This is a genomic window from Okeania sp. SIO2F4, assembly GCF_010672385.1.
Taxonomy (GTDB): Bacteria; Cyanobacteriota; Cyanobacteriia; order Cyanobacteriales; family Microcoleaceae; genus Trichodesmium.
On sequence record NZ_JAAHGT010000001.1, the window covers coordinates 26,375 to 46,848 of the forward strand.

The window sequence follows — 20,474 nt, forward strand, 5'->3', positions numbered from 1 at the left end:
TCAAAATGGTATAAGACGCACATCTGACAGTCAAAAGTAAAAAATACTCTTTGACTGAGTTTGATAATTTAGAAATGTTAGCGCCCTAAAAATCTAAAATATTGTGCTTATGATCTTCATCTGATTACTATAATTACAAAGCAAGACTGGGAAAATAGAATTGACGATAATTTAATTCCTAAAAAATTTTACTAATATGATTAAGCCTAGTGCAGGATGGCACAAATAACTGACCAGTTACAAAATCCTAAAAGCCTTACTAACTAATGCTTTTTAATTTTTAATTTTTAATTTTGACTTCCCCGCAGCGGCACTAGCTTGACATTCCTAAATTATGAACCTAACATTTCTCTTGCCCACTCAATAAATAACTTTGCCTGTTGCGCCCAAAAATCAGAACCCCAATAAACAAAACAACTGGTTTCACACAATAACAACGCTCTACTTTTTTCAGCAGAACCCTTGCCAGACTCTACAACCTTGGCATAATCTTGACTCAACTGTTCAACTGCTGCCAATACCTGTTGTCGTAAGTCTCCCTCTTGCCATTGCTGATGACCTCCGATCCACGAACCCCCTGTAGACTTCAACCTCACCTCTGTTACTGGTCCTTCTGATAAATAAGTATCGATATATTGACTCACCGTCATAAAACCCACATCCGACCAGCGATCGCTCTCTCGAAATAGAGGAGCAAAAGAATTCTTAAAATATTCAAACATCATCACATTACCATTCTCCCCATCAGAAGTAGGCACCACTAAAGCAGGTGGTTTCATTCCCACTTCTCCACCACGATATCGCACATCATTAATACAACCTTCAGCATTTTGACCGCTTTGTTGTCGAATCCCCATATCCGTATCCCTAACCACACATATAATACATTCCGACTCACCGTCTGATTCTACCACCAACCAATGTACCCGGTTTTCTAACTCTGGGGTACTCCAACCTTCAGGATGTTCCAATGCTGCATTCGGTAAAATTATCCATTCATAACCGCACTTTTTCAACAGACGGATAAATCTCAACGCTTCCGCGGGGTCGCCAGTCATTCCCATCTCTGGAGGCCAAAACCCTCTTATCCGCAATAGTGCCTCTTCCCCAAACAAATCTGCAAAAACCCTTCGCCATTCCATAATTTGAGCTTCATGGTCTCGTTCGGGAGTAGCTGGAAAATAACAATGACTATATGCACTACCAGTAAATTCTATTGTGTCTGAATATTCCGTCAGAACTTCTCGCCAGAGACTTATTACATCTCCTACTGCTTCGCCATCAACATAAAGATTAGAGAAAATGCCATTTGTAGAGAGTTTTGCCATCTCTTCCAGCAATACCCCAGAATAATCTACCATCATCCGAGGTTGATGACCTTCTTCAGATAGTTTTTTGGCATAACGGGCCGGATTTTTGTATGCTTGGGCAAACCATTGAGCATTCCAATGCTCTTCTGAATTGGATTCACCACCGAGCATTTTTTCTAAGTTGCCGTGTAATTGACCATTATTCCAAATCGGAGGTTGGTGAAAATGTAACCAGGGAACAAATAAGACTTGAGGATTATTTAACACTTCGGCAACTGCTTCATAAAACTGATATAAAACTTCACATAGCGTGATATTTTAATGTTTACTTCCCGCTGTACGGACGTTGCATGCAACGTCCCTAAGACCGTCGGCGGCTACTCATCCACAGGCATTGACGGGTTTTGCAATGGCCGCATATCTAAAGTATATACCTAAATTTAAGTCTTTGTCAATAGACATTATTATTCCTAAATCTTCTCAAACCCTCACAGCGCCGTTCGAGCGTAGCGAGCGGGATTTTTGGAGAGGTCTAATAGATAGACAACTAATTTAATTTATTTGTTCTTTGTACCATAGAAAATAAAATTTTCTTTTAAGTTAATTTTCCATAATTCTCAATTCTCAATTCTCAAACTCCCTAGTACAAGACAACTAATTTAATTTATTTGTTCTTTGGTACCATAGAAAATAAAATTTTCTTTTGAGTTAATTTTCCATAATTCTGAATTCTAAATTCAGAATTCTAAATTCTAAATTCTAAATTCTAGTTAAAACCTAAAGCTCAAATCTATAACTATCAGTTGGCCGTCAAAAGCATAAAAACTAACTTTGTAAATATTCTCAGCATCAACCGTTAGTTCAGCATCAGGACGAATAATTGAATCTGGGTAAAGCAAGTTTGAAGCGGACATTTCGTCTTGAGCTAAGAGTTCTTCATTTTGATTATAGGCTGACAAAACAGTTCGGCGGGAACTCCTTACCAGTCCACTGACAAACTTGACTGGAGATGTAAAGTTCATTTCTATTAGGCCACTTTTTGGCGCTCCCATTAAGACTTTGGTACCTGGAGGAACTGCAAAAGCTGGGTTTGAGGGTTCGATAGCGATCGCATTAGAGAAAGTTACGCCCCAATTTTGAAATTGATGGTCTACTACTTCAAAGGATTTTAAATCTTTTAGGCCAAGGCGAATACAACTGGGCATAGTTGAAAGTTTTAATAATTCTGATTCAGTCTGGTCATACTCAGGAGTAGCTACAAATTCATATCCATTTTTGACCCTGAAGTTATCAGTTAGAGGATTTATCTTGTGGGTTGTATCAATCTCAAAACTCTGTACCATTGGACCTCCTTAATCAATTTACTACTTGAGGGGTATAACCCCTCACATCTTATTACTTTATAGCTTATTCTTTTGATCTCCGCTTTAACCAGAACAATTTTCGTTAACAATTTTCGTTTTTATTCATAATTTAATAGCAAATTCAAAAAAGGTCGTTACAGTAAAAAAGGCAATAGAGAATAGAGTATAGAGAAAAACGTTGTTATTTATTTAATTTTCATAGCCAAATCCAGGTCTTCCCTAACTACAAAAAAAAGTTAATGTAGCATTATTTTTTGAAACTGGTATAATTTACAATTTTTGATAATTATTAATTTTGAATTTATTAAAATTACAAATAAAAATAATTTTGTGAATTTTTTGTTTTTTAAAAACAAGCTTTTTCTTGAATATAAAAGTTTAAAAAATGTAGCAATTAAAAATTGATATTGACAACAACAAGACACAAAAAATTAACCGAGTCTCTAACTAAAACAGGGTGAGAAACTCGGTATCTGGAATTTTTGAGCAAATTAAAGTATAATTTTCAGGACTTACGCGCCCAAAAAAGAAACTGGGTTTATTGCCATGATTATTGTTTTTCAAACCAGGAAATTTCGTCGATCGACCCGGTTTCTGCCTAAGTCATAATTTTAAAACTAACCCGATCTCAAGCCAATTTCACCTTCGATACTAAATTCTTTTTGAGAATGTTCTTTTAAAAATTGCTCTACACCTTGTCACACTTCTTGCTCCCAACTAAATGTCGCTCCGGGTCTCCCGTTACAATCTCGGATTTAACGGGAGACCCAGAGCGACCTGCAAAAAAACTCATCTCTACAGTAAAGTAACTTTAATTATGCGGTTGTGCATAGCGCAAAGTGTGGGATTAGTCAAGTATGGCTGGCCAATATAATCTAAAAGCACTGATATATAGAGGTTTTAGCATTTTTGGAGCGAAAAAAGTGCAAATTTTTCAGCCTTTAAGACCAAAAAGTTAGGACGAAAGGTAGACAAGCACAAAAAGATAGAGGTACAAACAATTATTCCTCCTACTTTCGAGCGTCTCCCTACACGGACCTCCCGACAGAGATTTAAGACCAATCCATTTCCTCAGATTTTTGACACCGATAGTATTATAAAAAAACGGGTTGATGGGAAATTAATTTTATTATGACAAGAGATTTAAGACCAATCCATTTCCTCAGATTTTTGACACCGATAGTATTATAAAAAAACGGGTTGATGGGAAATTAATTTTATTATGACAAGAGATTTAAGACCAATCCATTTCCTCAGATTTTTGCGATACTCATGCTAGAGCTACAGAATTTGGAATTAATTCTGCTTTAAATTTGCCATTTCCAGCAGCAGTAAAAACGGGTACTTCTTCAGATTTTCGTGATACTTGGACGGTCGGTTTTTCCAAAGATTATACTGTAGCAGTTTGGGTAGGTAATTTTAGTGGCAAACCGATGATGCAAATATCAGGAGTTATGGGTGCTGCACCTTTATGGAATCGAATTATGCTGCATTTACATGAAAAGAATGAACCGACTTTTTTTTCCACACCAAAAAATATGGTTCAGCGCCCAGTTTGTACAATTTCTGGATTGCGTCCTAAATCCGATTGTCCGTCGGTAATGACCGAGTATTTTTATTCAGAAAAGTTGGCAGAATACGAGCATTTATCTAATAATTATCGAGTGGGGAATTTGCCTGCTGAATATAACGAATGGTTAGCAAGACAAAGTGAGTCTAGTTTTGTTGATGGTGAGTTAAAAATTTTATTTCCCCAAGAAGATGATTACTTTTTAATTGATAGTAGTACAGGAGAACAAAAGTTAGAATTTAAGTTGGCAAATTCAGCCAAAAAATCTGTGGAATGGTGGTTGAATGGAGAGAAGTTAGCAGTTAATTCTGGCAATTCTTTTTTTTGGAAATTAACTCCTGGTAAGTGGCATTTGGAAGTACGTTCAGGAGAAATGGTAGACAGAGTAAATTTTCAAGTACAATTGTCAAGTCAATCTCCTTATCAGGGTTTTTCTATACTTCAAGAAGGAATAAAGAATAAGTAAGAAGTTTTAAATAAGGAATAAAAATAGTAGCTATACTACTATTTTATAAAAGTTGTGAAATTATTGAAATATGACTGTTTAAAGATAAAATAATAAATATTGTCAGAATAAGTTTGCCTAAATCATTGAGAGAAAAATTTTTCCTTAACCAACGCTCAATTTGATAAAAATACGCCACTATAGTCAACCAACTTATTAGTGCAAAGTAACTAATTAATTCATCATAGTCAGTTAGTTTCGTATCTACCATTCGAGTGCAATATCCAAAATCCCCGAATGTTTGATAGTCACAAATAGATAAAAATGGTAAAAGAATAATCATCACGATTATAGAAGCTAAAACTAGGACAATATGAGCATAAAAACCCTGCCATATACTTATGGGATGAGGCACCCACATCAAAGATTTTGAAGAAGGTTTTTTACCAAAGAAAATATTTTTATTAGATAAAATATGGTCAACGTAGGATAACACAAGTATAGATAAGATTATTCCTAATCCTACAGCTTTTAGAAATAGAGTTTCACTTCCTGTAATTTCTGATAAAATAAACCCTACAATCCCACTCCAGAAACCAAAAACTCTAATTATAATCACTGTCCAGATTAACATAAATAAACTTTTTAGCCATGAACTAGGATAAGGAAACCATATAGGCCATTTATTTACTTTGTTTTCTTTCTGTTGATTTTCCTGTTTGTTTTTCCCCTTCTGTTTCCAAAGTGTTTTTCCCGTTAATAAATAGGTTTGTCTCCGCCCTCGTTTAATTGCCAGACAGTTGTCAATAATGCTGATGAATGACACTACTAAGAAAGGTAAATAAAATGCTTTAATAAATATATCTTCACCATCACTATTTTCTAGTAAAAAGTTGATTAAACTTGCAGATAAAATACCTTGTAAGAAAATTCCAAATACGAAAAACCAAATATAAAAAGCAACTTTCCGCTTAGTATAAATATATGTAGCTATGGGAATAGTTAAACCTAACAAAAAAGTTAACCACATACTGCATTGAGATAATTTAATCAGTTTATCTAATTTCTTTTGCTCAGTTGTGGTATTTGTATTTTTGGGCTGATTATCTGATTCTATAGATTCTACAGGTTTAATTATTTGTTGTTGTATTTTAGCTTGATTGTACAAACTAATAAATTCAGTCCACTGAGGAGAATCTGTATTTATATCTTGACCAGAAACTTTGACAGAATCTATTGATTCTATTCCTAACTTTACAATAGCTCTATGCACAAAAGAAACAGATTTTTTTTTGTCTGGTACTTCTAGAGATTTTAGAGTTAAACACAATACACTATCTATAATAGTGACTTGAGTAGTAATTCCTTTATCTTTAAAAAAATAATTAAGTACAGATGCGATCGCTGTGATATTTCCCTGTTTAGCAAGAGTTAATATCTCTGACTTATTCCCTGATTTTGTAGTAGTCATTCGTATATATATCCTCTAACAAATGATTGAATTTTTATCCCAACTGTACTCTATCAAGAATCTACACAACTCTGCATCAGTGAATCTACTAATTTTTTCTATTCTTTTTCTACTATTATTTTCCTAGTTTAAGTATTTTTACCAAATAAATTAAATCTACTAAATCAAAAGTCATTCCATATCAAATCTGCTTACTTTGGAGTATTATATCAAATCCGGTAGCATTGGTGTAATTAGATTCATAGTGTGGAGACCCACCCCTAACCCCTCCCAGGAGGGGAATGTGCGGTGCGGGGGAGATATAGAAAAATTTGGGAATGAGTAAAGATGAAACATTTTTTTATATCGAATTAAGTGGATTTGATATTATAAGAAACCGACTTTATGGGAGATGGATGTTAATATGGTAGGGCATCTCATACAAACCCGGTTTCTATACTTTATTTATACTAAAACTACCGGATTTAATATCACATAACTTCCTCAAACTTTACTTCCTACTTCCATAAACCGAGAATAATTAAAAGCTGTTAATAAGGGGTCAGATTGATTATTCCAAATTAAATCAGCAATTAACATTCCTGTTACAGGTGCTAATAAAATTCCATTCCGATAATGCCCAGTTGCCAATGTCAAATTATCATAATTACTTTCTCCTAATATGGGCATTTCATCAGGAGTATTAGGACGAAAACCCCACCAAAATTCTAAGATTTCGTAATCTCTTAAACCTGGATATAATCTAATTGCATTTCCTAGTAATTGTTGAACTCCTGCGGCTGTATTTCCATCAACAAATCCGATATTTTCACAGGTAGCACCAATAATTATTCTGCCATCTTTTCGTGGTACAATATAAGTTTGATTTCCAAATAAAACTTGCTGTAAAGGTAAATTTTCTGTACTTACATCTGAGGGGATTTTTAATGACAACATTTGCCCTTTTGTAGGAAAAACAGGAATTGGTAATAACTCCTGTGACCACGCACCCGTAGCTAATACATAATGTTCTGCTTCTAATTCACCTATTGATGTTTTCAGAGTTTGAATTTTCCCTTTTTTACAAATTATTTCTTTAACAGAGCCTTGGATAATATCAATCTTTAATTCTTTAGCCGCTGCAATAATTGACTTATACAAGTAAGGACTATCTACTTGCGCATCTTGAGAGTAAAACCAACCGCCAATTACTTCAGGACTTAATCCTGATTGATATTGATGAATTGCTACTTGATTTAGCCATTGATAATTTAGGTTTGGTAAAGCATAATTTTGTCTGTCTTTTAATGTATAAACTGGAGTTAAAATTCCACAAGACCAATAACCAGTTTCTAAACCACTAATTGATTCTATTTTTTGTACCCATTCTGGATATAATGTCCGACTTTTTAAACATAAGTCTAACATTTTTCCAGGGGGAATAGCTTCAGCTTGAGGAGCTAACATTCCCGCAGCAGCATTTGTGGCAATTGGCTGAAAATCACGGTTAATAACTGTGACTTTGGCTCCGAGGAGTTTAAGTTCTATTGCTATTGATAGACCGATAATACCGCCACCAATAATTAGGATGTTGTTTGATTTATTCATTTTAAATAAAGGAAGAAGAACATGACAAGGATTTTTGACACGGATGGACTGAGAAACTTTTTGTCAACTAATAAAAACCTCTCTCCAAACCTCTATCCTACGAGGATAGAGGCTTTGAAACCCTGATTCTATTCTAGGGTAGGGATGTTAGGTTTCTACGGATTCATCGGTTATATACACCAATGCTCAAACAGCTTCTGATAATTCTACAGATAATTATTAGGAATAAGAAACAGTTTATGAGCTTGAACTTTGTTTTTCTTCTAAAGAGCAATTACTCTTTTTTTTATGTCTTGATTTTATTTTCCTATAACTGATATTTTTAATGATTTTTCTTAATATATATTTTATCCTTCAGGAGTCCAGACAATCTCAGAACCTTGCCCCCAAAAACCATTGTATTTAGTTACTTTTATATCTCCTAAAACTTTCACTTGACAGGATAAACGTTTCTGAGAATTAGAAATATGGGGAGGCAAAGAAAGTCTAGCTTTTTCTCGCCATTGAGGTTGAGAAACTTCTCCTTCTATTACTACAGCACAAGTGCCACAAGTACCAATACTACGACAGTTAATAATTGAGGCATTGCCATTATAAACATCAACATTATTTTTCAGTAAAACTTGACGTAAATTTGCTCCTTTAGCACAATTGATAGTTTTACCCTGAGCCTGAATCTTAACCATAACAAATTATTTCATTATATTGACTAATATTGATTATATATCAACAGATAAAAATTAACATAAAAAGTAAAGTAGAGTGGTTCATTAATGGAGAATTATTTTTGTTTTCGGCTGCCAGAGCCGACATGAAACGCTGGGCAACATGAAAAGCGTTTTGCGTTCCGCAATTCTCAATTATTAATTATTAGGAGAGGGTTTCAAGCTCTGGGAATTAATTATCAATTATCAATTATCAATTATCCATTGGTAAATAGTAATTCCCATCTATTCAAAAGTAAACCTTTGAATGATAAAGTTTAAATTAAGTTGAAAAATATTTTAATTGTAAGTATCTTCCTTCAAACTAAGTTGTATGATTGACTAATCTAGTACCTAAAACCTACCATCAACCACCATGAACAAAATCTGGATTTACGACACAACTCTGCGCGACGGTGCCCAACGAGAAGGATTATCCCTATCCCTGGAAGACAAACTACGCATCGCCCATCAACTCGACAGTTTAGGGATTCCATTTATCGAAGGCGGTTGGCCTGGTGCAAATCCTAAAGACGTACAATTTTTTTGGCAGCTGAAAGACCAACCCCTGACTCAAGCAGAAGTTGTAGCATTTTGTTCCACCCGTCGTCCGGGAAAGCAAGCAGCATCCGACCCTACTCTCCAACCTATTTTGTCTGCGGGTACGCGCTGGGTGACAATTTTTGGTAAATCTTGGGATCTGCACGTTACCGAAGGGTTGAAAACTACTCTCGAAGAAAATTTAGCGATGATTTCAGATACAATTTCTTATCTGTGCAGTCAAGGTCGCCACGTTATCTATGATGCTGAACATTGGTTTGATGGTTACAAACATAACCCTGATTATGCTTTGCAAACTTTAGCTGCTGCCAACAACAGCGGAGCAGAATGGTTAGTTTTGTGCGATACTAACGGTGGGACTCTACCCCACGAAATCAGTCAAATAGTGGCAGATGTTTCTCAAGCTTTACCTACTGCAAAATTAGGCATTCACACCCATAATGATTCTGGAACTGCTGTTGCCAATGCTTTGTCTGCGGTCATGGAAGGAGCGCGGATGGTACAAGGAACTATTAATGGTTATGGGGAACGTTGCGGTAATGCTAACCTTTGTACTTTAATTCCTAATTTGCAAATCAAGTTGGGTTATGACTGTATTCAGTCGCAACAACTAGAAAAATTGACTCAGACCAGTCGAGGTATTAGTGAAATAGTTAATCTTGCTCCTGACGATCATGCACCATTTGTAGGTTTATCAGCTTTTGCTCACAAGGGTGGTATTCATGTGTCAGCAGTGGAACGTAACCCTCTAACTTATGAACATATTCAACCGCAACAGGTGGGGAACGGTCGTCGCATTGTGATTTCTGACCAAGCAGGTTTGAGTAATGTGTTGGCAAAGGCGAAAAGTTTCGGTATTGAATTAGATCGCCAAAACCCTGCTTGTCGGCAAATTTTGGAGAAGTTAAAAGAGTTGGAAAATGAGGGTTATCAGTTTGAAGGTGCGGAGGCGAGTTTTGAGTTATTGATGCGAACTGCTTTGGAGCAACGGCAGCAGTTTTTTGAGATTAAGGGTTTCCAGGTGAATTTGGATAAGGGAAGTGGTAAGGTTTCTAATTCTCTGGCAACGGTGAAAGTTGCTGTTGATGGTAGGGATATTCTGGAAGCTGCGGAAGGGAATGGTCCGGTTTCTGCTTTGGATGCTGCTTTGCGGAAAGCGTTAGGAAATTTTTATCCAGCGATCGCTAATTTTTACTTAACAGATTATAAGGTGAGAATTTTGGATGGTGGAGCGGGTACTTCTGCTAAGACTAGGGTATTAATTGAGTCGAGTAATGGTCAACAACGATGGACGACTGTGGGAGTTTCTACTAATATTTTGGATGCTTCTTATCAGGCAGTTGTTGAAGGTTTGGAATATGGTTTGATGTTGGAAAATCAGTGTCAAGAAACTGTGGTGAGTGTGGTGTAGATGGTAATGGAAAAACCACAGTCATCGTAATTTTTAAATACATAAATACAACAATTAAAACCATAACTTTGTAGGGACGTTTCATAAAACGTTTCTACTTTATTTGTGCTAAAATAGAAACTGCTGTAAATTTTTCAAGATTATCGTTAACTGTTTTGGCATAATCATGCAAGAAAACATCAATTTGCCAGAAAAAATTGAAGAGAAAAAGTTAGTTCTCCCTCTCCCTAAATCAGGTTTCAATTCAGATGATTTTATTAAAGTTCAAGATAATTCAAACGTTGTAATTGAGGTTCAAGATAATTCAAGTGTTGTAATTAAGTTTCGAGATAATTCAAGTGCTGCAAGTGTTGTAATAGTTGGTGCAAATGGTTCAGGAAAAACTCGCCTTGGTTCCTGGATTGAAAATAACTTAGAGTCACCACAAACACAACGTTATTCCGTGCATAGAGTAGCAGCACAAAAATCTCTTTCCATACCAGATTTTTCTCCTACATCTTCTATGGAAGTGGCTAAAAATATGCTTTATTATGGCTTGCATAACGACATTATAGATGATACAAATTTCCTAGCTTACAAATTAGGAAATAAATGGCGAAGTAAACCAAATACTTCACTTCAGAATGATTATGATAAATTACTAACCTGTTTATTCACGGAAGAATATCAGGAAAACGCAGAGTTTCGGCAAGCTAAGATTAAAGAACAAAAGCAAGCTCAGATTAAACAACAACCAGAAAATATACCAGAAACTCTTCTTGATACTATCAAGCGTATTTGGGAGTCTGTTATTCTACATCGAGAGCTTATTACAACAAAAGCAGGAAAAATAGAAGCTTGTCCTAAAAATGGAGAAACTTATCACTCTGCTGAAATGAGCGATGGTGAACGAGTAATTTTTTATCTTATTGGTCAATGTCTTGCTGCGAAAAAAAACAGTATTATAGTTATTGACGAACCTGAACTTCATTTACATAAAGCATTACAAAATCGCTTATGGGATGCAATTGAAGCTGAAAGACCAGATTGTTTATTTGTCTATTTAACTCACGATTTAGATTTTGCAGTAACCCGTGTTAATTCTACTAAGATTTGGGTAAAAAGTTATGAGAATAATCAATGGGATTGGTCTTTAATCCCTGAGACAGAAAACCTTCCAGAACGACTATTACTTGAAATTATGGGAAGTAGAAAACCCATTCTTTTTATTGAAAGTAAAGGAGGTAAGGAAAGTCTAGATTTTTTAGTTTATTCCCATATTTATACAGATTATACTGTCATTCCCTGTGGAGGTTGCAGTGAAGTTATTAACGCAACTCGTTCATTTTCTAAGCTGAAAAATCTTCATAAGCTTGAGTGTGTAGGTATTATTGATCGTGATTATAGAACAGATGAACAGATTGCTAATTTACCACCTGGAATATATTGTCTTAATTTTTCTGAAATTGAGAATATTTTTTTATCAGAAAGTGTACTTAAAGTAGTAGCTAATTCTTTACGCAGAGACCAAGATGATATAAAAAATCTAATACAAAAAACTAAAGAATTAGTATTTAGTCACATGGAAAGGGAGAAAAAAAAGGTAGTTTGTTCTATTGTGGCTGCTGAGATTAGAGAAAGTTTTAAAAATTTTAAACCAGAAGAAGATGAAGAAGCATTAAAGCAATCATTTGAAGATATGTCATCACAAGTTAATCCTAAATCTCTATATCTGACAAAGGAAACTTTAATCAATAAAGTTTTGAATGATCAAAATTACTCTGAAGCATTACGTCTATATAATAACAAAGGATTGATTAATCAAATTTCAAGCTTCTTTCCTTTTAAAGGGACAGGATTAAAAGACTATGTAAAGCGGTTAATTAGCCATAATGATAAAGCAATTATAGAAGCGTTACGATATTCACTTCCTGAGTTACCAATTCCTCAAGATAATATTGAGTAAACTAGCTTTATTTTTTTGATAAAATGCAATAAATAAACTCCTAAATTTCAAAAATTTTTATGTCTCAAAACACCCTAACATCAACAAAAATTCCACCCCTGGAAAACGGCGATAAACTTACTTGTATTGAATTTGAACAGCGTTATGAACAGATGCCTCATATCAAAAAAGCCGAATTAATTGCAGGAATTGTTTATATGGCATCACCTTTAAGAATTAATCAACATGGAGAACCCCATGCTTCAATTATGACATGGCTTGGTTTCTATAAAGCTTATACTCCTAATACTCAACTAGGGGATAATTGTACAGTACGTCTTGATGCAGAAAATGAACCTCAACCTGATGTTTTACTAAGAATTACTGTTAATGGGCAATCAACAATTAGTGAAGATGGCTATGTTGAAGGTGCGCCAGAATTAATTGTAGAAATTGCAGCTAGCACAGCGTCTATTGATTTACATGATAAATTAAAAGCCTATCAAGGTAATCAAGTCCAAGAATATTTAGTCTGGCGGGTTTATGATAGAGAAATTGATTGGTTTCGGCTAAGAGAAGGGAAATATATTAAACTTAAACCCAATGAAAAAGGTATTATTTGTAGTGAATATTTCCCTGGTTTATGGTTAGCTCAAGAAGCTTTACTTGCAGGATATTTAGCCCTAGTATTAGAAATTTTACAACAGGGATTAGATTCTCCAGAATATCAAAATTTTGTCAAAAAAATGAGCAAAAATTATGATTAAATCCCAAGTATTGAACTTCTGTCTTATTATAGAAAGCATTCCAGGTTTATGAAGTACAGTAGCAATAGTTTTCTAATCAATGAATCTCTATATTCATTTTTCTAATCATCCGTATATCCGTGGCAAAATCTGTGTTGTGCCATCCGCCTTAAAATCTATAGTTCTACCTTCCTTACTATGACAAACAACCCTTCCGAAAACCATTACAAAAATATCGCCAATATTTACGATAATCTCTGGTCATACTCTCCTGAATATATTAAATTCACAACTCAAAAAATCATCGAACATCTACACCTAACTCCCACAGATATTTTGGTAGATCTTGGGTGTGGAACAGGAATTTATAGCAAAGAAATTATCAATCAAATTCAGTTACAGCAACCGATTATTTGCGTCGATCCTTCTGCGGAAATGCTAGAAAAAATCCCGGCAAATAGTCGATTAAATCCTGTAGAAATGGATGGGGTAAAATTCTCTCAAAAACCAGGAATTTATAACAAAATTTTCTTAAAAGAAGCTATCCATTATATAGAGGAAAAATTTCTACTATTCCAGAATTTATGGCAAAGATTAACTCCTGGGGGGATTTTTCTATTATTGCTCTTACCACCCACTATTGAGTATCCTTTATTTGCCAAAGCACTAGAGTTGTACGAAAAAAAACAACCTCACTATCAAGAACTAATTAATTTACTTCAACAAGTAGATTTTATTGTCGATGTTGATATTATAGAGTATCCTTTAGAATTGCCAAAAAGTCAGTATTTTGAAATGGTAGAAAATCGTTATATGTTTTTCCTTTCTGAATTTAATGATACTGAATTAGCAGCAGGTTTAAAAGAAATGGAAGACAAATATCAGGATAAGTCAGTGTTGAAATTTAGCGATCGCATGGTTTTTATTACAGCAACTAAACCTGAGTATAGATGAAGTCATAAGTCAGAATAGTTGGGAGAGGTGGGGAGATGGGGAGATTGAATATTAAAGTAATTATAGAATTATAAACATATACTCTATAACCGAATTCTATATCAGAAATTGGTAGTGGTGTACAAGTAGTGATACTCGGATAATAAGGTTAATTAGAGAGGGAATATTATTCTTTTGAAATATAGAATTTAGGGGCTTTTCTGTTCCCACCTTCTGTGTTCCCTATTCCCTTACTCCAGTCTAAATCACTACATCTACAGGACTACCCAGAAGTTAAATTCGTAGCACAGACTAAATTTGAAAGGTGTGAGAATGTCTGCGCTAGTAATGGCGACTCCTATAAATATTTTTTGCTTGTTATTCTCTGACCCATCTTGCCTACTTTCTACTCCTTACTCCTTAATTTCAATAACTTTTCTACTAATATTTCAATATCGGGAAAAACAACTGTAGAAATAGTTCCTTGACTGTAGGTTTTTTGGACTTGATAATTATCTGTTGATGGTTGTTGAAATACGATGAGTTGTTTAGCTTCTAGATTCACAACCCAATATTCTAAAATACCAGCACGAGCATAAACAAATCGTTTTTTTTCTAAATCTTTTTCTAGAGTTGTATCAGAAACTTCTATTAACAAATAAATTTCTTCAGGATAAGGATGACGAGAATCATATAAAGATACTAGCATTTTAACAACAGCAATATCTGGTTCAGGTTCTGAATTAGGAAGAGTAACTGGATGTGCTTCGTAGATTTTTGCCAGACCTCGGAACTTTTCTCGTAAATATTCGGCAACAGAATCAGTTATTTTCCGATGTAAAGCTTTTTCTGGGGATATTTCAATAATTTCTCCTTCTAATAATTCTACATGGCGATCGCTCAGAATACCCGCATAAATCATCTGATGATAGTCTTGTATTGACCATTTAGCTAAAGTAATCATGGTGAATTTATAAGTAATTTAAGATTGCTATTTAATATTTTAAACAAATGGATTTCATATTATACAAATTTCAAAAAAGAATGTTATAAATATAGCAATCAGGAATCAGATGTGATAATTTAGGTGTTCATTAAAAGTATAAAATATAGCAGTTATCTGATTGAATAAGATACATTTTTTTCATCTTCTCTGTTCCCTAGTCCCTGTTCCCTAAAAGTATCCAATATCTCACAACTAAAATCATATTGCTATAGTTTCAAACTATATATAGTAATTCCCAAAGTTATGAGGTACAGTTGTTTTTCTTCTTTTCTGTTCCCTGTTAAGTGTTAAGTGTTCCCAGTTAAGTGTTCCCTCAAACCTAAAATTTTGTACCTTACCAGTATGGGAATTGCTATATTGTGAAATAATTTCCTGAAATTGCTATAGTATCAAAGTTTTGACCTGATAAAATATTAGTTTTGACTTGGGTGTATCTCATATTTGCAAAAATACTTTTTTCTGTTCCCTGTTCCCTAAAAGCGATAAATTTTTGGCTTTCTTCAAAATTGAGATGCACCTTTTGACTTTTAACTTCTGTGAAATAGTATTAATAATTAAACTTCTAACCAAAGGTTTTCTAACCCAGTTCCTACAGTCCGCATTTTAAATTTATCCCTCAGCCTTTTTGTCTGTTCTGGTGAAAAATAGTTTTTCCAATCTCCCACTTCTCCTTTACGAATAAATGGGGGCATATTTTCAGGTCTTTTGCTTGACCAACGTTCCTGTTTTTTGCTCATACTTTCAAAATTACTATGAGTCATAATTTGATTTAAAACTTGTTCATTTTTGATATTTTTAACATACTTTGAACCTAGAAAGGTTGCTATTTTAAAAATTGCTTTTTGGGGATTATATTTCATTTCCTCATAAGTCAAAAACAGAACATTATCATCATCTTTATGTTCATACCAAGGCACTAAATTATCAAAATAATCCCCAAAGTCTACTTCTCCACTAATAAAACATTCAAAAAAGTCATCAAAGGTGCCATTGGCAAAATCATAATGTTTAATAAATCCCCTCGTATGATGATAAAAAGAAACAGCACAATCAAAAGGATTACGCGCTACATAAATATAATTTGCTTCTCGGTGATAAGGAGTTAAATTATAAGGTAAATGGGTTTTAATAATTCTCGGATTTGTTAACTTAGCTATAACTTCTTTTCCAACTTCTTCTAAATGAGGACTTACGTCAGATATAGTTTCTGAAGTTGACAAAGGTTGTCCATTATTTAGAATTAACCAGACTAAATATTGAGTCCATGTAGTTCCACATTTAGGATAAGTTGCGATCAAAATATCTGAAGGTTGTGCTTGATAACTAATCCCAGAGCTGAACCCTTCTGGAGGGAATCCCATAGGCATCCGAAATCCATTATGAAGATAATAACGAGGTTTTTTAACTTCTCTTTCTAAAGTCATTATTTGATAAGCTAAGATACATTTATTTTGGAAATAATAAAGATAACGAATAAAAGCAAAAGGCAAAGACTGTTAAACTATTAAAGACTTTTTCAAATCAACATCTATATTTAAAATAGACTAGATATATTTTAACTTTTCCCCACTCCCTACTACATATCGATCAGAACATCATAAAAATATCGCCGATATAAATCACAACTAGGTATAACTAAATTACCTTCCAGTTGTACTACCAAACCCATACTTTTTAACTTAAATGCTAATGCTTGTTCTAATTCTACAGGGGTAACAGCCCTTAATACCTGTTCAAAAGCTTTTTTTAACTCTGGATATTGTTGGAGATTTTGTAAATGTCGATGTAAATGGTCACTATAAATACCTGTATCTGTCGTGGCTGTTTCGATTAAGCTTTCTAAGCTAGTATGATTACATTTTATCTGATAAAAAGTAGTGTTAATTAAATAGGGATGACCACCCACTAATCGCATTAATTTCTTTTGTTCTGCTGGCAATAATTCGATTTGATAACGTTGTGCTAATTCTTGGGTTTGCTCTAAAGTAAATGGTGATAAATCTATAGCTATCCCCATATTAAATGGTGATTTATTAATATTCATTCTAATATAAGCTTCTGTGGATTTTACTAACACTATCCGCAGTTTTTGCCAGAGTTTAACTTCCTTAGCTTCTCCATACCAAGAATTTAACATTGACAACAAATCATTGGCTATTTCCGGAAACTGAAAAATATAATCTACTTCATCTATTGCTAAAACTATAGGACTATCTATTATAGATAGGAGATAGTCTTGAAAATAGAAAGTGCAGCTTTCTATACTACCAATATCTTCGTCCCAATATTCATTCAATTTTGATTCTAGTTGTAGTTTTCTAGTTGCATTAGCACAGAACCATCTTAAAAATTTATTTATATCTTTGCTTACTGTACTATCTACTCTTTGTAAACTTAATCGAACTGTTTTATATTGCTGTTTTGTAGCATAGGCGATGATTCTCATTAATAGAGAAGTTTTTCCCATTTGTCTAGGTCCTTTGATGCGGAGAAATCCTCCTGGTTTATTAATTTCTAAATAACAGATTAATTCTTCAGCACGTTCTATATAATAAGGAGAACCCATAGGAACTCTACCATCAAGTAGTTTACAATCATTAATGTCTAATTTTTCTGAATCTTTGATTGTATTTAGATTAATTAAAGCTGTCTTTGTAGTTTCCTTTCTACTTCCTTGATAGATAATTATTTTTCTTTCTAGTACCGAACGGCAGTTATTTTTGCTAATTTTTTCTTTCAGGATAATACTAAGTAGCTTCCATAATTTAGGAGCTACATTTTGACTAATATAATCTCTTGAGTAATCCAATTCTGAGGCTATTTGACTATAGGTTTTGCCAGATAAGGATTCTCTGAGAACTTCCCTTTCAATGTCTGACAGAGATTTGCCTGTCTTAACTCTTACCAATTCTTCAGTAAATAATGATATTGATTCGATGTCTGTCATCCTAACTATGCCACTCTTAGAAACTTATACAAACTTGGAGATTCTCCTAGTTTGAAAATAACATTACTCTTCCCTCATGTATTTTAATTTACACTGCTACAGGCAAAAACTTGAAACAGTTAACAGTTAAGAGTTATCAAAACCCCCCTATTAAGGGCGAAGTTTAAGGTATAGCAGTGGTGGATTCAAACCCGCCAAAATTCCTGAATTACTAATTTTAAAAATATATAGCAATCCTCTGCACAGTTGTAATATTTTGGTGGTAGGGGCATCTATGCGAATCGCCCGTACAGGAGTCAGGAATCAGGAGTCATAATTTTCAAGGTTTTCAGTTCAAATTAACTGTTATAAAAATTGTCACAACCAATGCGCAGATTGATATAGTGAGAGTTGCCAAACTTAGACGTTGAAAAAGTTAACAATTAACTGATACCTGATGACTGATAATTAGATATTTAAGTAGGTAGGAAAAATCAAATGTAAAATAACTGTAGGAAGTAAATTTTTCCCAACTATTCTTACTCCTGACTACTCCTAATAAAAAGTTAACTTTATGTATGAACAGGTACTTACCAATTAATAATTGAAAATTGACAATTGATAATTACTTAATTTCAGGTTAAAAGTCTCTTCTTTTAAGAATAAAAAGTCAAAAATTTCTTCCCTTGTCTCAATCCAATCGGTTTTAGGGAGAGGTAATTATCAATTATGCATTATCAATTATCAATTCTTGAATATAGTCAATATTAGAGACTGTTTGTTAAAGGAATATTAAACCCTGCCATAGGGTGGGTTTTACTAAAGCAAAGCTCCGCAACATGAATAGCGGAGCAAAACCGCTGTTGCCAACATAAAAAGGCAGCAACACTTATGGTAACTCACCAAACTTTTAACTGTCTGCGGTAATACCAATTCACTTTATAAAGATGGCACAAATAGTTTCAAACTTTAGAGCTGAAATAATTTCCTGAAATTACTGAGCGCGTCAAAGTTTTGAGCCGATGAAATCTTAATACATGACTTTTGACTTCCTCCCTTAGAGGGGAAAGGGGGGTTGACTTTTAACTGCCGTGAAACGGTATAATACCATGGATGAAAAAAAGAATGTTACGAATAATAAGCAGTATTAAAAGACTCGATCGAAAATATCTATTTGATGAAAAAGAGAAATTACGACATCAAAAATGATATTAAACTTATTCATTCTGACTCCTTTATCCTGTACGTCACCCTACCGACGGCTCCCCTACCTGACTTCTAAGAAATAGCCTAACTATTTGTAGCAAACATTTATTAATTTGGTATAACCCACCGAACATACCGAATATTAAGCCAATATCCTACCTTAATCTTTGCTTGTGTATTCACTCTCTTATGTACAATTTATGTTCAATTCATTGGGTTGGAAAAGACAAGTTTTTTTATTCATTTATTTAATGATATTTTGTTAAGTGGGTACACAAAATTAATTCCAATTTTAGCAATACTAAAACCTTTATTCTATAGGCATTACAGAGAATAAAGGTCTGCAATTAATTATGTAATGCTACTTAATTATAATAAATTTTGTTTTGTCATACCCCAAATAACAGACTTAATAAAAAAAAGTTTCCAAAAAAATTTGGAAACTTTGATAGTAATTAATTTTTCTACAATCGGCAGATTTTTTGCCCACTCTGCTCAACGTAATATTGTCTTTATATGGAAGTATAAGCTACCCAAACTTTTGATGTAAAAGATTTTGATGCAGATGATTCTTGAGCAATATTTGCTACTGTTGCTACAACTTTTACTTCTTGTATATTTCTAAAATATCCTTTTCTTTTAGTTTTAACTATATTTTGTTTCCAAATACTTTCCTGGTTATTTTCACTTGATTTTTTCATATTTTTTGACTGAAGCTAGGTTATCTTTGATTGCTAAAGCTTTGACATTTATCTTATACAATCATGCCAATTAATTTTCAGGATGAAAATATATAAAAGTTGATATATTTCATTTTGAAAAAAACTCTATATCTTCATTAAATCTTTAAATAAAATCTTAGTAATTTTACATATTCTTTAAAATAGTATGATTAACTTGAGGATGAAAACACTGAGGAGCCATGTATATATAAATATTTCTATTTGTCAATATATAAAAGTTAACAAGTTTTGACATCTTGAGTAGTATAATCTCAGGATTTAAGCTCATATTCACAAAAGTGTTATTTTGTCAATATATAAAAGTTTACTAATCTCTATAATCGCTACTATTTGATAGTATCCCTCAAGTAGAAAAAGATGTAATCTTAGCACAAACTAGTGATGTAGGAATTCTAAATGATTTGTTAAAAATAAAAAAATACATTAAAACTCTGAAACTTTTACCTCTGTTCCCTGTTCCCTGTTGCCTCATCCAAAGAGATTTTTTTCCCCTGATCCTGGGCCTGCCGCTGGCCTTGTGGGGTGCCTTGAACCATGCGATACCCACTTGGGTCACCCAGAAGCTGG

14 protein-coding genes are annotated in these 20,474 nt (G+C 33.8%); 5 read left to right on the plus strand and 9 right to left on the minus strand.

Annotated elements, in window-relative coordinates:
* Positions 1-332 precede the first annotated feature (332 nt).
* Positions 333-1,577: a polysaccharide deacetylase family protein gene (locus tag F6K22_RS00105; RefSeq protein WP_293092054.1), complete on the minus strand. Its 1,245-nt coding sequence runs from the start codon at positions 1,575-1,577 to the stop codon at positions 333-335.
* A gap of 503 nt (positions 1,578-2,080) precedes the next feature.
* Positions 2,081-2,653, minus strand: a complete 573-nt coding sequence (locus F6K22_RS00110; protein ID WP_293092056.1) for a hypothetical protein — start codon at positions 2,651-2,653, stop codon at positions 2,081-2,083.
* 1,334 nt (positions 2,654-3,987) lie between these two features.
* On the opposite strand from F6K22_RS00110, the gene F6K22_RS00115 reads away from it, so the two are divergent.
* Positions 3,988-4,710, plus strand: a complete 723-nt coding sequence (locus F6K22_RS00115) for a penicillin-binding protein 1C (RefSeq protein WP_293092058.1) — start codon at positions 3,988-3,990, stop codon at positions 4,708-4,710.
* A gap of 43 nt (positions 4,711-4,753) precedes the next feature.
* On the opposite strand, the gene F6K22_RS00120 is transcribed toward F6K22_RS00115, so the two are convergent.
* The 3 genes from F6K22_RS00120 to F6K22_RS00130 all read right to left on the minus strand — a co-directional run bounded on the left by F6K22_RS00120 (position 4,754) and on the right by F6K22_RS00130 (position 8,433).
* Positions 4,754-6,160, minus strand: coding sequence for a hypothetical protein (locus tag F6K22_RS00120; RefSeq protein ID WP_293092060.1), 1,407 nt, complete (start codon positions 6,158-6,160; stop codon positions 4,754-4,756).
* 483 nt (positions 6,161-6,643) lie between these two features.
* Positions 6,644-7,747: a glycine oxidase ThiO gene (gene thiO / locus F6K22_RS00125; RefSeq protein WP_293092062.1), complete on the minus strand. Its 1,104-nt coding sequence runs from the start codon at positions 7,745-7,747 to the stop codon at positions 6,644-6,646.
* 347 nt (positions 7,748-8,094) lie between these two features.
* Positions 8,095-8,433: a 2Fe-2S iron-sulfur cluster-binding protein gene (locus F6K22_RS00130; RefSeq protein WP_293092064.1), complete on the minus strand. Its 339-nt coding sequence runs from the start codon at positions 8,431-8,433 to the stop codon at positions 8,095-8,097.
* Positions 8,434-8,827: 394 nt separating this feature from the next.
* On the opposite strand from F6K22_RS00130, the gene cimA reads away from it, so the two are divergent.
* The 4 genes from cimA to F6K22_RS00150 all read left to right on the plus strand — a co-directional run bounded on the left by cimA (position 8,828) and on the right by F6K22_RS00150 (position 14,047).
* Positions 8,828-10,423, plus strand: a complete 1,596-nt coding sequence (cimA, locus tag F6K22_RS00135; RefSeq protein WP_293092066.1) for a citramalate synthase — start codon at positions 8,828-8,830, stop codon at positions 10,421-10,423.
* 166 nt (positions 10,424-10,589) lie between these two features.
* Positions 10,590-12,368 (plus strand): DUF4435 domain-containing protein, encoded by a 1,779-nt coding sequence (locus F6K22_RS00140; RefSeq protein WP_293092068.1) that lies wholly within the window; start codon positions 10,590-10,592, stop codon positions 12,366-12,368.
* 59 nt (positions 12,369-12,427) lie between these two features.
* Positions 12,428-13,114, plus strand: a complete 687-nt coding sequence (locus F6K22_RS00145) for a Uma2 family endonuclease (protein ID WP_293092070.1) — start codon at positions 12,428-12,430, stop codon at positions 13,112-13,114.
* A 177-nt stretch (positions 13,115-13,291) separates the two neighbouring features.
* Positions 13,292-14,047, plus strand: a complete 756-nt coding sequence (locus tag F6K22_RS00150) for a class I SAM-dependent methyltransferase (RefSeq protein ID WP_293092072.1) — start codon at positions 13,292-13,294, stop codon at positions 14,045-14,047.
* Between the two features lie 385 nt (positions 14,048-14,432).
* Here F6K22_RS00150 and F6K22_RS00155 read toward each other — a convergent pair whose 3' ends face one another.
* The 4 genes from F6K22_RS00155 to F6K22_RS00170 form a co-directional block, all read right to left on the minus strand.
* Positions 14,433-14,990, minus strand: coding sequence for a Uma2 family endonuclease (locus tag F6K22_RS00155; protein WP_293092074.1), 558 nt, complete (start codon positions 14,988-14,990; stop codon positions 14,433-14,435).
* Between the two features lie 596 nt (positions 14,991-15,586).
* Positions 15,587-16,456 (minus strand): sulfotransferase domain-containing protein, encoded by an 870-nt coding sequence (locus F6K22_RS00160; RefSeq protein ID WP_293092076.1) that lies wholly within the window; start codon positions 16,454-16,456, stop codon positions 15,587-15,589.
* 152 nt (positions 16,457-16,608) lie between these two features.
* Positions 16,609-17,979: an AAA-like domain-containing protein gene (locus F6K22_RS00165; protein ID WP_293092078.1), complete on the minus strand. Its 1,371-nt coding sequence runs from the start codon at positions 17,977-17,979 to the stop codon at positions 16,609-16,611.
* Between the two features lie 1,697 nt (positions 17,980-19,676).
* Positions 19,677-19,865 carry a hypothetical protein gene (locus F6K22_RS00170; protein ID WP_293092080.1) on the minus strand — a complete coding sequence of 63 codons (189 nt, stop codon included), beginning with the start codon at positions 19,863-19,865 and terminating at the stop codon, positions 19,677-19,679.
* Positions 19,866-20,474 lie beyond the last annotated feature (609 nt).

Excerpts from the sequence above, each read along its gene's own strand:
- F6K22_RS00110 (WP_293092056.1), bottom strand. The coding sequence starts at position 2,653 with ATGGTACAGAGTTTTGAGATTGATACAACCCACAAGATAAATCCTCTA.
- F6K22_RS00120 (WP_293092060.1), bottom strand. The coding sequence starts at position 6,160 with ATGACTACTACAAAATCAGGGAATAAGTCAGAGATATTAACTCTTGCT.
- thiO (WP_293092062.1), bottom strand. The coding sequence starts at position 7,747 with ATGAATAAATCAAACAACATCCTAATTATTGGTGGCGGTATTATCGGT.
- F6K22_RS00130 (WP_293092064.1), bottom strand. The coding sequence starts at position 8,433 with ATGGTTAAGATTCAGGCTCAGGGTAAAACTATCAATTGTGCTAAAGGA.
- cimA (WP_293092066.1), top strand. The coding sequence starts at position 8,828 with ATGAACAAAATCTGGATTTACGACACAACTCTGCGCGACGGTGCCCAA.
- F6K22_RS00140 (WP_293092068.1), top strand. The coding sequence starts at position 10,590 with ATGCAAGAAAACATCAATTTGCCAGAAAAAATTGAAGAGAAAAAGTTA.
- F6K22_RS00145 (WP_293092070.1), top strand. The coding sequence starts at position 12,428 with ATGTCTCAAAACACCCTAACATCAACAAAAATTCCACCCCTGGAAAAC.
- F6K22_RS00150 (WP_293092072.1), top strand. The coding sequence starts at position 13,292 with ATGACAAACAACCCTTCCGAAAACCATTACAAAAATATCGCCAATATT.
- F6K22_RS00155 (WP_293092074.1), bottom strand. The coding sequence starts at position 14,990 with ATGATTACTTTAGCTAAATGGTCAATACAAGACTATCATCAGATGATT.
- F6K22_RS00160 (WP_293092076.1), bottom strand. The coding sequence starts at position 16,456 with ATGACTTTAGAAAGAGAAGTTAAAAAACCTCGTTATTATCTTCATAAT.
- F6K22_RS00165 (WP_293092078.1), bottom strand. The coding sequence starts at position 17,979 with ATGACAGACATCGAATCAATATCATTATTTACTGAAGAATTGGTAAGA.
- F6K22_RS00170 (WP_293092080.1), bottom strand. The coding sequence starts at position 19,865 with ATGAAAAAATCAAGTGAAAATAACCAGGAAAGTATTTGGAAACAAAAT.